Here is a 13,079-nt window from a genome sequence, read left to right as displayed (position 1 = left end):
CTAAGGCTTCTTTCAAGATATTCTTAGCCTCACCCAGTATCTGCTGTTCGACAGTTGGCAGCATTTGATTGACTTTAGGCTCTCGGATGGAAAACCTACTCCTGCTACTGACTCCTCTTAGTGTTTGAATTGTGTTTGAATTTGGAATTGCTGGACAAGGCTAGAGCAACCTTGTCTTTAAGCATCATGATAGTTACCTCTTGTTGTGAATGGTTATGTTACTTGCGTCAAAAACTCAATGGGCAGCAATACGTGTAGGAGCCAGCAACAAGAAGCGCCTCGATCTATAACCAGGATGAGTAACGATTCTGGTTTAGGAGCCGGGTTTGGGTATTGATGTTTGCTGGCTCCTACACTTAGTTGCGCTCGATTAGTGTGTTTGAAGGTAAGTTGGGATCGATCGCCTTACGCGCACTGTCAACGCCCACGACGGGAAGTGTACCCGGATCGAGCAAGCCGACTTGAACCAATACGCTTGCCTGATCCCAGTAAATGTGTTCGTGGGCTAGTTTGCCGTCACGGAACTGGACGATCGCTACTACTGGCACTTCCACCCGTTTTCCAGTGGGAGCAACGCCAGGTAATATCCATTCCATCCAAACAGTATGAGTGAACTTAGCCACCATTTCATCCACGAGTTGATCTGTCCCGATCGTGCGCGAGATTGGGGTCAACTCCATGTCTGACGGCATCTGTGGAATGAGGTATTTGGAATAAAACTCGCGCAGTGCTGGTTTCCCGACTCCCCCAGTCATTACCGGGATGTGGTTAACGTAAGCATCTTCAACCATCGTAGCGAGGGCATCTTCAGTACTGTGAGTGCCAAACTCGTACTGTAAATGCTCTTCCCAAAGTGCTTGCAAAAACTCCTGGGCTGATGTCAAATTGGTAGTTGCTTGTAAATTTGCTTGTCCGTCTACAGTTTGCTCTTTGACCATGATTAAATATTCCTGGTTCTATCTATCTAAAGTGTCTTGAGTTCCAATGCTTGACTGCTTTCAGATTCTTGTGATGTTAGTGAACTTGTTTCAATGGACGTATAAGCATTCAGCGCCTGTTTCGCGAATCAGTTTGGCGGTTTTTTCACCTTCTGCGTCGCGTCTGCCTGAGAATACTACCTTTGCTCCAGCAGCACCGAAGGCGATCGCGGTTGCTCTGCCAATACCCGATGTGCCTCCGGTGACTAATGCCACTTTATCTTGCAGTATCATTCTGTTTCTCCTGTTTTAATCAATAAACACAGTTGCAAATCCTGCGGCTAATCGCGTCCTGCCACGATAATTTTTTCTGCTAAACCGATCGGATTAGAAAATATCACCTCATGACTACCGGGCATTTGTACAAGCCGAAATAGCCCCAAGCGGTTAGACATTCTCGGATGCCAACCCCACTGTTCGCCTTGAGGGAGGACATTATCTTCTGTACAGTAGAGGTAACTTTTAGGCATGGACAGCGAGTAAAACTGCTTCAAGTCCAACTTGTCAATTAACGGTTGATACGGTTCGGGCGATAATTGTGCGTAACTAGATTTAGCCAGGTCGAGGTCAGTGTCGTTGAGAAACGTTTCTCGCCAAACCTCAAAAGGTAGCATCAGCGTATTGTCGTCCGATGCTCTCGCTAGTTGGTCGTTTAACGTTTGATAGTCCGGTGGGAGTATATCTCTGAGGCTTTCACCATCATTGAGGACAAAAGCATCTAAGAAGATGAGTCGTCGAATGCGCTCATGAATTGCTTCGGCAACTTTCGCAATAATCGTGCCACCGAAACTATGTCCGAGTAGGACGATATCGGTTAAGTCTTTGTCAATAATGTAATCGACGATCGATTGTGTACATTGAGCATGGTTAACATTCTTATTCGCGCCTTTGCCATGACCTGCGATCGTGGGAGCAAAAGCTTGATGTCCTTGCGCTTCTAGATGGTGGATGACTATTTTCCAAGCAGAACCATCATGCCAGGAGCCATGAACTAAGACAAAAGTTGACATAGAATTTCTCCTTTAAAAGTGGTATAAAAATCAAGCCCGTTTGCTTTCTCTTGAAATGGATCAGTTCACTGTGAGTCCACCATCAAAAATCAAAAATTAACTCGCTGTATATCCGCCATCGATCGCCAAAGATTGACCTGTGATGTAGCTCGTAGCATCAGAACAGAGAAAAATAGCAGCGCGTTTTTATCACTCAGTTAATTGCAGGACAATCTTGCCTCGCATTCTTCCCTTTTCTAAACGTTGATGAGCTTGAACGATGTCGCTCCAAGGCAGGACTGAATCAATGACGGGTCGAATCTGGTCGCGTTCAATCAGGTTCCTTAGTGCGTCCAATTTGTCTCTATACTGAGGACTTAAAACGAAGTGAATCGTCAAATTCTTACCCCAAGCATCAAGAAGTGTTTGAGGAGTTGCAATATCGACGATTGTGACAAGTTTTCCAAATGGATGAATCACTTCTGAGCTAAGTCCAATCGTGTCTCCTCCAACTGTGTCTAAAACCAAATCAACACCCCGACCATTCGTTTCTCGCCCAATCACTTCAATATAATTTTCATGTTTGTAGTCGATGGGATAATCTGCACCCAGCTTCTTAACGAAGTCAAAGTTTTCTGCACTGCATGTTGTATATACATAAGCACCCATTGCTTTCGCCAGTTGAATTGCGATCGAACCGACTCCACCCGCTCCAGCATGAATTAGAACTGTTTCACCGACTTGCAAATTTCCTCTAGTTACAAGGCAATCCCAAGCGGTTCCTCCTGCCAACGGCAAGCAAGCTGCCTCAACATGGGTCAAATTAATCGGCTTAACTGCAACAATGCTTTCCTCTGCAACGTGGTATTGAGCATAACTACCAAACTCGCCAAAAATCTGGGGTGAGTAGTAAACTTCATCTCCAACCTGGAAATGAGTGACTGCCTCTCCAATAGCTTCAATCACACCCGAAACGTCAACTCCGATAATTGCAGGGAGACGAACTAAATCTTTGTAGTCTCCTCGACGAGTTTGATAATCAAGGGGATTGAGCGAGGTTGCATATACTCTTACCAGAACTTGAGTCGCTTTTGGAACTGGCTTAGGTATGGTTTGAAATTCAAACACCTCAGCGCTACCAAAAGCGGTCAATACCGCAGCTTTCATGTACTCCATATAGCCTCCTTATTGCCTTCAGCGATCGCCGCATTTCCCTCTAATAAAATTGCTTTATTTTTCTCTAGCATTTGAATCTCTCCATAGGTTTTAGCTCGTGATTGCAGTAACGCGGATTTCAATCCGCATCGTTGGAAGTCCAAGAGCCGCGACTCCTACCTGTGTCCAAATTGGGGCATGGTTGGGCATGTAATGGCGATATAGCGTGACCATCACATCGTTAACCTCTGGGGGAAACCCGCCAACATGGTAAGAATTGACGTGGACAACATCCTCCCAACCCGCTCCAGCAGTTGCCAAGGTTCGCTCTACATTCCGAAATGCCTGAGCAATCTCATCCGCAAGCGATTCAGGAATTTGCAGATTGTCATCCCAACCACCTTGTCCTGATGTTTCCACTCGATCGCCAATTTTTACCGCTTGCGAGTAATGCAATCGATTCAGCATATGTTCCCCATAGCCAGGGGTGACAAAAAACTTTGGTTTATTCATGGTGTTCCTTTGTTTAGTACGTTTGACATCGTGAATGAGATGAAGTGCTGTGGTAGTTATTGATTACTTCTGAGATGAGCGAATTGAGTGGGTCTATGCGATTGAACCTCATTGTCAATCTTGTAGATTATTGGCATGGATAGCGATCTGACGATACTTTTATCAACGCATTGCTTTCTCAATCCGGCGATCTGGAATCAACCACATCATTGCTACTAATACATAGAGACTAAAAGCCAACCATGAATTAGCAAAGGCGAGGAGAATCGATACGGCATAGATCGCCACTGATACCTTGCCCTTAAAATCTCTCCCGATGGCAGTCGCGATCACCGAGCCTTGACCGTGGTGAACAATCAGAGTCATCGTCAGAATTAAATAAGCAATGGCGCTGAACAACAGTACACCACCATAAAAGGCAACAGGTAAAGCAGTGAAGTAATTTTCGCCCATCCAGGCGGTGACAAAGGGAATAAGCGATAGCCAGAATAATAAATGCAAATTAGCCCATAAAACTCGACCGCTGACATATTGCGCTACCTGAAATAAGTGGTGGTGGTTATTCCAATAAATTCCCAAATTGATAAAGCTAAGGGTGTAGCTTAGAAATGAGGAAATTAGCAGACGTAATGCAGCTAAATCATCTCCGTGAGGCACCTTTAATTCCAGCACCATAATCGTGATGATGATGGCGATGACACCATCACTAAATGCTGTCAATCTTCCTTTTTCCATGTCAATATGCCCCTGCTAAAATCGATGAATTCACGCACTGAAGAAAGTCCAGTAACACGGGATTGACCTGATCAGCGTGAGTCCAGTTGATGGCGTGCGGTCCGCCAGGGATGACAACCAGTTGACTGTTTTTAATCAGCTTCGGGAGTCTTGCTGCGGTGGACTCAAGCGGCAAAATGCGATCGCTATCTCCATGAATGATCAGGGTTGGCACGTCAATGCGGGACAAATCATCGCGGAAATCGGTGAGCCAAGACGGGACACAATCTAAAGTCGCTTTCGCAGAAGCTCCTACAGCCACATTCCAACTGGACTGAATGGCTTCATTGCTAATCCGCTCACCCAGCAACACATCCACATTGAAGAACGCTTTGAAAAATGTAGAAAAGTAGGCTGGACGGTCTTCAACGATCGCTTTCATAATGCCATCAAAAACGCTTTGATCAACGCCTTCAGGATTACCATCAGTCTTCAGCAGAAAGGGCGGCACTGGAGCCATCAACACGGCTTTCTGCACACGCTCTGAGCCATATTTGCCAAGATAGCGCGTGACTTCGCCTGTTCCCATTGAGAAGCCGACCAACACAGCATCATGCAAGTCAAGCTGGGTGATCAGCACGTTCAAATCTGCTGCAAAGGTATCGTAGTCATAGCCAGATGAGGGTTGGCTAGAAGCACCAAATCCTCTGCGATCGTAGGTGATCACCCGATATCCTTCGTTCAGCAGAACCAAGACCTGCTTTTCCCAGGAATGACCGTTGAGGGGAAATCCATGAATCAGAACAATCGGTTGACCTGTCCCCAGATCTTCGTAGTAGAGATCAATGGTTGCAGAATTTTCTTGACCAACAGTAACGTAAGGCATTGCAATCTCCTAAGTATGAATTGGAAGCAAAGATTGGGGAGACTAGTAACTTGCAGCAATCATGGCTGCCATCAACTCCGTCGTGTTCCAGTGCCCGGTATATCGATTTTCATTGATAAACAGGGCTGGGGCAGTCGTTACTCCACTGTGTATTCCACCTTCGATATCTTCATTGATGCGATCGCTATGCACTTGTTTAGGCAAGTCTTTAAGAAACTGAGGAATATCAAGCCCTAAATCATTGGCGTACTCGACAAGATAACCATTCTCCAGATTTTGTTGATGGGCAAATAAAGTGTCGTGCATTAACCAAAACTGTCCTTGGGCAGCGGCGGCGGCGGCAGCTTGGGCAGCCCGTTGAGCATGAGGATGAATTTGTGCTTGCAGGAAATGACGGAAGATCAAGCAGACATAATTCTCTCCCAAAGAAGCACTTAGCTCTCGTTTGATCCCTTGAATCAGCTTGTAAACATCCGCACTTCTGGAGTCTTGATAGTCTCCATACATCACCAGCACTACCTTCGCACTCAGCACACCTTGCATCCAATCTTGGGTTGAAGGTGGGACAAGTAAGGAACTGTGATTACGATCGTCGTTCATTTTTCTACGTCTGCATCAAGGGAATCTTGCAATTACTTGCTCAATCCATTGACTGCATCTTTGTTTGTATACATTCAATGTAGGAGATCGCTTTCAAGTCGTCGTCTACAGTGAGTTAAAAATTTTATAGTACAAATTGATAGAGTAACGATGCGATCGCAGAGTAGAAGGCTGACTATAACTTAAGTTAGAATTGGGAAAATCAATAAACACCTGAACATGCTGCGAATGCTTACGATTCGGTAAATACAATGCATAAAAGCAGTTCGTCCAGATTAAATTTAATCTGGACGAACTGCTCAATTTAGAGTTGAACGTTAGTCGCTAGCAGTGTGACCAAATCAGCATGGGCTAGCACCACATCGGGGTTGCGTTGAAACGCCGCATCATACCTCATAGCAAAGTCATTTCCAGCTTCATCAGGCGTGAGTAGAATCCGAACATCAGCAATGAGAGCAGAGATCGCCTCGGAGGTGATAGGCTCATCAGAGTGGATTAACTCATCAATTTGCACAATCAATTCTGAAAGGCGATGCAACCAGGCAAATTGATCGTGATTAATCACCAGTTGCAGCAATTCACCTTTAGAGACCTGTCCGCGCACTTGTTCGTAACGAATACGCTCTGTATCCAACAACAGTTTATGCAAATGCAATAACTTGATGCGGATATCGGTCAGCAGTTGATCTTGGGTAATGCGGTGTTGAAGCGTGTTAAGCATGAATGTGTCCCATCCTTCCATTTCGGTAATCGTCGATCGCTTGCAGGATTTCGGCTTCAGTGTTCATCACAAAAGGACCATAGCGCACCACAGGTTCATTCAGCGGTACTCCAGCAATCAGCAGTAGATCAAGGGATTGGGTGGCATCCGCAGGATTGGCGATCGCCACTTCCTCACCATCCGGCGCAAAAATTACCATTTGCCCATCCTCACCCCGTTCCTGCTCAGTGCCAAACAAACCAGACCCATCGAGAACATAGGTAAAGGCGTTGTACTCTTTCGGTACCGGTTGAACCATGCTTGCTCCCGGTTGGAGCGTGAAGTGCAGGTAGATAATCGGGGTGCGGGTTTCAATCACTGCTTTTGCCCCTAACGCTTCTCCCGCAATCACGCGCACCGTCACGGCTCCATCTTTGGTCTGAGCCACCGGAATCTGCGCGGATGGAATTTCCTGATAGCGAGGAGCAATCATCTTGTCTCGCTGCGGCAAGTTGACCCAGAGTTGAATGCCGTGCAGTCGCCCACCCGTGCGAGTAAACTCAGCTTCTGGCATTTCGGAATGCACTACACCTGCCCCAGCGGTCATCCACTGCGCATCACCGGGATTGAGCAGTCCGGCATGACCGACCGAGTCCTTGTGTTCCAGCCGTCCATCCAGGACGTAGCTGACGATTTCAAAGCCACGATGGGGATGATCCGGTGCGCCCTTTGCCTGACCGGGCTTCAGATTCACGGGACCCAATTCATCGAGGAGGAGAAAGGGGTCAAACTCGGAAAAGCTACTCTTGGGAAAAGGACGACGCACCAGAAAGCCTGCTCCTTCAAGCGTTTCTACACTATGAATGATTCCAGCAACGGTTCGGAGTGTTTGAGTTGTCATAACAGTTGCCTCCAAGCAGATAGTTTGTAAAACTTATCCTATATATGATTAATCATATATTAGCATAGAAGTATATAAATTCTAGGGGTAGGGCTTGTCCTCCCTATTCGTTCGGTAAACCGCCTATGTCTCTTGCCCATGTGATTCTGGGTCTGCTCCAACAACAGGAGCGGACAGGCTACGACCTCAAAACTAAGTGTTTTGACGATTGCATTTCCCATCTATGGCAAGCAGATCAGGCACAGATTTATCGGACTTTAGACAAACTGGAGTCACAGGGGTGGATTACCTGTACTGTTGAGATTCAGCACGATCGCCCTAATCGCAAGGTTTACCGGATTACCGAAGCAGGTGAAGTAGAGTTAACTCACTGGCTTCAGACGCATCATCCGTTGCCCGTGTTGCGAGAGCCGTTGCTGGCGCAACTCTATTTCGCGGCTCAGTTGCCTAACGAGGCGATCGTGTATCTGCTAGAGCAGGAACTGGAAGCACGGCAAGAAAAGCTAGCCCAGTGTGAGGCGATCGAGGCTCTATCTTTGAGTAATCTGACTGCATCGCGTGAACAAAAACTGCATCGACTGGTTCTGGACTTAGTGAAGCAACGGGAACAGACTTATTTAGATTGGTTGGAAAAGGCGATACGTGCTACGCACACGCTGCGCGACCGCAACAATCCGTAGCCAATCAACTTAGCCTGCTTGTTGAGGCGTTACGAACACTGTGATCGGGAACGCGGGGCGAGGAACTGATAACCAACTCCTCGCCTTCACTTTTTTATTTTGTGCGTGCGCGTTGTAATTAGGTGCTTTTACACATGTGCCATTTGCCGATCGAGCTTGGTCTCCCGTCCATCTCGTTGCACAGATTGAGCTTTGTCATAGCTCTCCATCAGGACGCGGTAAATCGGCATGAGGTCAACCATGACACTGGCAAACTCCATTGCGTCCGGACGGTTCCACGTGTTCATGAGTTCGCCGATGACTGCGTAAGTGTCGATGGGCATGGCTCCCGCCTGGACGACGCGGGCTAGAGTGAGGTCGGTCGCCATCTGGCTCCAGTTGCCGGAAGCGTCAATGATCGTGAAGACCTTGTAACCAGCGGCCAGTGCGCTCAGCGTCGGAAACGCCATGCACACACTGGTGAGAGTTCCAGCGATGAGAAGAGTCTTTCGCCCAGTCTTCTCGATCGCGTCTACCCAAGCCGGGTTATCCCAGGCGTTAATCTGACCTGTGCGCGGAATATAAACCGCGTCAGGATTGTGCTGGTGGATTTCGGGAATCAGGGGACCATTGGGACCATCGGGCACTGAAGCAGTCGTGAAGGTCGGAATCTTGGCGAGTCGGGAAGTCTTGGCGAGCGCCGTGACATTGGAGCGGAGGACTGGGAGTTCGATGTCACGCACAAGTTGGAAGAGTCCGCTCTGATGATCAATCAGCAGCAGAACAGCGTCGTTGGGATCGATCATTGTGTCGATGGTGTTACTCATGGGTTTGTCTCCTGTTTGATTCAAGTTCAGTCAATGTCATGTTTTCCTAGCTATCTGGAGGGTGTCCAGTTCTAGTACTCAGCTTTTTTCAGAACAAATTCAATATAGGAGATCGCTTTCAAGTCGTCGTCTATAGCGAGTTAACTCTTTTACAGTACAAATTGATAGAGTAACCATGCGATCGCGGAGTAGAGGGCTGGTTATAACTCAAGTTAGAATCCCAATTCGATCGCAAGTACACCTTACAAACTGACAATGCCGCGTTTAACGGCAACAATCACAGCCTGGGTGCGATCGCTAACATCTAACTTATTCAAAATCCGATTGACATGAGATTTAACCGTGCCTTCACCGATGCTCAAAGCAGTCGCAATCTCGGCATTATTCATTCCCTGTGCCAGTGAGCGGAGTACCTCTAGCTCTCTTTCACTCAGTTCTGGATTGCTGAGCCGCTGTACCAACTTTGCTCCCACATCGGGCGGAATATACTTCTGACCCCGATGAACGGTACGAATGGCATTCAAAAGCTCGTCAGGTTCAGTTTCTTTCAACAGGTATCCTTTTGCGCCTGCCTGCAATCCTCGATAGATATCTTCGTCACTATCATAGGTAGTCAGTACAATAATTCGAGCAGATTTAGCAGTCGCACAAATTGCACCGATGGCGGCAACTCCTTCCACTTCGGGCATTCGCAGATCCATGAGCGTGACATCCGGTTTGTGTTCCCCAAATAGAGCGATCGCCTGTGCCCCATTTTCGGCTTGGGCAATCACCGTCATATCCGGGTCACGGTTAATAATCGTGGCTAATCCTTGCCGAAAAATGGCGTGATCGTCCGCAATCAAAACTCGAATTGTTATGGCTTGGCTCATCGTGATATTACTCCCGATTAACAGTGACAATAATTTCTGTTCCTTGTCCAGGTTGACTCCGAATCGTGAGTTGTGCGCCGATGCGCTCTGCCCGTTCGCTCATGCCGAGTAAGCCAAAACCCTCAGAGGATGGAATACTCCCAACTCCAAAGCCCTGTCCATTATCTTTCACACGCAAGCAAACCTGATCGCGATCGTATTCTAGCTCCACTCGGATTTCGTCAGCATTGGCGTGTCTAGTCGCATTCGTTAATGCTTCCTGCCCAATCCGCAGGAAGTTACTCTCGACCTCAGTGGGTAGAGCATACACTGCACCCTCGATCTCATAATATAGAGTGGTATCCATTGCAGCAGTTCTGAGTTGAGCGACGAGGCGATGTAAAGCGCTTTGTAAACTGCCCTCCTCCAGAAGCTGAGGACGGAGCGCAACGACCGATCGCCGAGCTTCAATCAGTCCAGTTCGTGCCAATTCTTTGATCAGATCCAGGTGTGCCTCAGTTGCTTCTACATCATCCGTGAGCACCTGGTTTGCAGCGCCGACCTGAGCCAGAATGCCTGTAAACGCCTGAGCGAGTGTGTCATGAATTTCGCGTGCCATGCGGTTACGTTCTTCCAAAATCGAGGCGGCTTCTGCTTGCTTTTGCAGCGTAATATCTCGCGCCAGCCAAATTACCTGTTCGTGCCGAATCGGGGCAATGCGAGCCGAAAACCAGATTTCTCGTCCAGCGATCCACAGACTGTATTCAACGGTGAGTATCTGTTGGGTTTTTACCACCTGCTGAATATAACTCAGGAATTCATCAGCTTCTTCCTTGGCATAAAGTTGATGCAGTGTTTTGCCAATACCCTCCTCCCTACATAACAACTCTCCATAGGATGGATTCCCTTTGATTGCACAGACCAATTGCCCTTCAGTGGTGAAGATGAAAAGCGGATCGGGAATGGCTGAAACGAGTGCCCGCAGTTCTGCTTCAGAGGCTTGCAGCGCGGCTTCTGCTTGTTTGCGATCGCTAATATCTGCAACCACCCCTTCGGTGTAGTCATTGTCTGCATTCAGATAAAGGGAGAAAAGCCCCCAAAACAATGTCCCATCTCGTTTTCGCATCTGGGCTTCAAAGCTTCGCACTTCCCGATCCCGCTTCAGCAACTCAATGAGGTGTTGGTGATCGCTGGGATCTGCATAATAGCCTATGACGTGTTCAAGCCCAATGATCTCCTCTGGTGAATCAAAGCCAAACAGATTGGCATGGCGTTGATTGGCATCGAGAAGTAATCCATCCGAGAGGCGGACTCGGAAGATGCCGACCTGCGAGTTTTCAAAGATATTGCGGAACTTGGCTTCACTGCGTTGTAATGCCTCTTCTGCTTGCTTACGCTGGGTGGTGTCATTGCCAACCGATAAGATTTCAACTAACTCTCCCTGGTCATTGAAGATCCCTTGATTAGACCAGGCAAACCAAACTCGCCGACCGTCTCGACACAGGTTTTCACCCTCGACTTGCGGGTACGATTGAGGATTGTGGAGTAAATCATGGATAAAGGGTCTGAGATCGCGTCCATAAGTATTGGTTTCTGGAACGATCGTTTCAAATAGGGTTCGCCCTAAAATTTGATGTTCTTCATAGCCCAAGAATTTCACCCCATAATCATTGATGTATCGAATCCGCCCTTGCGGATCATAGCGAAGAATGACTGAGTTCGCGGTTTGTAGTAAGTTGCGATAATTGGCTTCACTTTGTCTCAATGCGGTTTCGGTTTGTTGCCGTTCAGCAATCTCCTGCTGCAAAGCTTGAGTTCGTTCTTCTACTTTCCTTTCCAGTGTTTCGGCATAGTCTGCTAAGCGTTCATACAACCGAGCATTCTCCAGTGAAATTGCTGCTTGAGCCATCAACAGTCTAAGGACTTGCAAGCGATCGCTAGTAAATACTCCAGTATTGAGATTGTTCTCCAGGTAAAGAATACCAATTAGATGACTCTGTTGGAGAATTGGCATACAGAGGAGCGATCGCGTCTGTTGACGTTGAATGTAAGGATCGGTTGAAAAAGACGGTTCGTTGACTGCATTATCAAACACCAAAGTTTCTTGAGTGCGTTCTGCCGAGTGAATGACGGAGACAGGAATCGTTGCACAGTCAGCAACAGCCAGCTTTTCTAGGTCACACTGTCTACTGCCGCTGCATTGAGCCACCACAGTGAGTTGATCCTCTTCCAGAAGAATCAGAGCGCCAGTTTCGGCTCCGGCATTTTCGATCACCACCTGCATTAACGTGGCAATCAATCGATCGAGATGGATCATTCCAGGCAGGGTAATCATTGAACGTTCCCCCGGCGAAAGACTGTCAGCCGCCTCTCAAAGTATATCGCTTGCCAAACTCCAGAAAATTAAGCTTCTGGGTGAATTTTTTGAAGGTTTTCCAATGACTACATTATTTTTGTAGCAGCAGGAGGTAAGGTTCCAGGCGACCCCGAAATCCCGTCGCCAATTTCAGCAGAGATGCGATCGAACGTTCCGGTTAAGCGGCAGCAGGACTAGGTATTGCGATCGTTCCCGCCTCCTTGCAAAACTTCCACAGAGGCTGAGTCATTTACAGACCCTTAAAGGAGGGGATCCCTAATACTGGACTTTATCTGACTTGGCGGCAGCATGATTCCTCACCAGTAGTCAGAGCATTTCTGGGTTTAGCACGAAAGACGACACAATGGGAGTCAAATCGTGACGATACGTGAGCAGTCAGGGAGCGATCGCATTCAGTCTAATTTCAATCTCAACGATAACCGGACACTCTGTTCAGGCTGTTCGTAAATGCTCAACATCCCGGATCGGCAGCGCACCAAACATCCGAGAATACTCGCGGCTGAACTGTGAAGCGCTCTCATATCCCACCCGATAGGCAGCATTGGACGCATCGGAGTTTTCGGCAAGCATTAGGCGACGCGCTTCCAACAATTTTAATTGCTTTTGATATTGCAGCGGACTCATAGATGTCACAGCTTTGAAGTGATGATGAAACGAAGAGGCAGACATCTTCGCTTGCTCTGCTAGATCCTCAATCCGCAGCGGTTGGACAAAATCAGCCTTGAGCCGTTTGATTACCTCTGCAATCCGTTGCATATTGCTACCAGATGTGGAAATTTGGCGGGCATTGCTGAATAGAGGGATGAATAGTTAGGGGCGTTGAGGGACAGGTACATCACCAAACTTGAGGGACTGAATTAACAGCCGGATGGAATGACCTAGCATTTCTACGGACTTTGAGTAACACAACGTTTTACGATGGAGACGGAC

Annotated in this window: 16 protein-coding genes; 1 reads left to right on the top strand and 15 read right to left on the bottom strand. The window is 47.6% G+C overall.

Annotated elements, in window-relative coordinates; translation table 11 throughout:
• Positions 1–356 precede the first annotated feature (356 nt).
• The 11 genes from AB3R30_RS25790 to AB3R30_RS25740 form a co-directional block, all read right to left on the bottom strand.
• On the bottom strand, positions 357–938 hold the full coding sequence (locus tag AB3R30_RS25790; protein WP_458652077.1) for an ester cyclase: 582 nt from the start codon (positions 936–938) through the stop codon (positions 357–359).
• 90 nt (positions 939–1,028) lie between these two features.
• Entirely contained in the window at positions 1,029–1,211 is a 183-nt protein-coding gene (locus tag AB3R30_RS25785; protein ID WP_458652076.1) for an SDR family NAD(P)-dependent oxidoreductase, read from the bottom strand.
• A 47-nt stretch (positions 1,212–1,258) separates the two neighbouring features.
• Positions 1,259–1,987 (bottom strand): alpha/beta fold hydrolase, encoded by a 729-nt coding sequence (locus AB3R30_RS25780; protein ID WP_458652075.1) that lies wholly within the window; start codon positions 1,985–1,987, stop codon positions 1,259–1,261.
• 96 nt (positions 1,988–2,083) lie between these two features.
• Positions 2,084–2,161 (bottom strand): SDR family oxidoreductase, encoded by a 78-nt coding sequence (locus tag AB3R30_RS25775; RefSeq protein ID WP_081403102.1) that lies wholly within the window; start codon positions 2,159–2,161, stop codon positions 2,084–2,086.
• Between the two features lie 15 nt (positions 2,162–2,176).
• Positions 2,177–3,142, bottom strand: coding sequence for a zinc-dependent alcohol dehydrogenase family protein (locus AB3R30_RS25770; protein WP_458652074.1), 966 nt, complete (start codon positions 3,140–3,142; stop codon positions 2,177–2,179).
• A gap of 90 nt (positions 3,143–3,232) precedes the next feature.
• Complete coding sequence (locus tag AB3R30_RS25765; RefSeq protein WP_458652073.1) at positions 3,233–3,634, bottom strand: RidA family protein; 402 nt, start codon at positions 3,632–3,634, stop codon at positions 3,233–3,235.
• 162 nt (positions 3,635–3,796) lie between these two features.
• Positions 3,797–4,369, bottom strand: a complete 573-nt coding sequence (locus tag AB3R30_RS25760; protein WP_458652072.1) for a TMEM175 family protein — start codon at positions 4,367–4,369, stop codon at positions 3,797–3,799.
• 1 nt (position 4,370) lies between these two features.
• The gene (locus AB3R30_RS25755) at positions 4,371–5,234 is read right to left on the bottom strand and encodes an alpha/beta fold hydrolase (protein WP_458652071.1); all 864 of its coding nucleotides are present in this window, start codon (positions 5,232–5,234) and stop codon (positions 4,371–4,373) included.
• 42 nt (positions 5,235–5,276) lie between these two features.
• Entirely contained in the window at positions 5,277–5,834 is a 558-nt protein-coding gene (locus AB3R30_RS25750; protein WP_458652070.1) for a DsbA family protein, read from the bottom strand.
• A gap of 304 nt (positions 5,835–6,138) precedes the next feature.
• Positions 6,139–6,555 carry a hypothetical protein gene (locus AB3R30_RS25745; protein ID WP_458652069.1) on the bottom strand — a complete coding sequence of 139 codons (417 nt, stop codon included), beginning with the start codon at positions 6,553–6,555 and terminating at the stop codon, positions 6,139–6,141.
• Positions 6,548–7,435 carry a pirin family protein gene (locus tag AB3R30_RS25740; RefSeq protein ID WP_458652068.1) on the bottom strand — a complete coding sequence of 296 codons (888 nt, stop codon included), beginning with the start codon at positions 7,433–7,435 and terminating at the stop codon, positions 6,548–6,550. The genes AB3R30_RS25745 and AB3R30_RS25740 overlap by 8 nt, the downstream gene beginning before the upstream one ends.
• A gap of 125 nt (positions 7,436–7,560) precedes the next feature.
• On the opposite strand from AB3R30_RS25740, the gene AB3R30_RS25735 reads away from it, so the two are divergent.
• The gene (locus tag AB3R30_RS25735) at positions 7,561–8,115 is read left to right on the top strand and encodes a PadR family transcriptional regulator (RefSeq protein WP_458652067.1); all 555 of its coding nucleotides are present in this window, start codon (positions 7,561–7,563) and stop codon (positions 8,113–8,115) included.
• A gap of 128 nt (positions 8,116–8,243) precedes the next feature.
• Here AB3R30_RS25735 and AB3R30_RS25730 read toward each other — a convergent pair whose 3' ends face one another.
• The 4 genes from AB3R30_RS25730 to AB3R30_RS25715 form a co-directional block, all read right to left on the bottom strand.
• Positions 8,244–8,921, bottom strand: coding sequence for an isochorismatase family protein (locus AB3R30_RS25730; protein ID WP_458652066.1), 678 nt, complete (start codon positions 8,919–8,921; stop codon positions 8,244–8,246).
• Positions 8,922–9,163: 242 nt separating this feature from the next.
• Positions 9,164–9,793, bottom strand: coding sequence for a response regulator (locus AB3R30_RS25725; protein ID WP_458652065.1), 630 nt, complete (start codon positions 9,791–9,793; stop codon positions 9,164–9,166).
• 7 nt (positions 9,794–9,800) lie between these two features.
• Complete coding sequence (locus AB3R30_RS25720) at positions 9,801–12,107, bottom strand: PAS domain S-box protein (RefSeq protein ID WP_458652064.1); 2,307 nt, start codon at positions 12,105–12,107, stop codon at positions 9,801–9,803.
• Positions 12,108–12,581: 474 nt separating this feature from the next.
• A complete protein-coding gene (locus tag AB3R30_RS25715) occupies positions 12,582–12,905 on the bottom strand; it encodes a helix-turn-helix transcriptional regulator (protein ID WP_458652063.1) in 324 nt (107 codons plus the stop codon).
• Positions 12,906–13,079: the final 174 nt, after the last annotated feature.

The organism is Sivoneniella epilithica UHCC 1019 (assembly GCF_040830845.1).
Taxonomy (GTDB): Bacteria; Cyanobacteriota; Cyanobacteriia; order Leptolyngbyales; family Leptolyngbyaceae; genus ULC077BIN1.
Note: the sequence above shows the minus strand (reverse complement) of the source record. Positions and strands in the feature narration are given on the sequence as shown.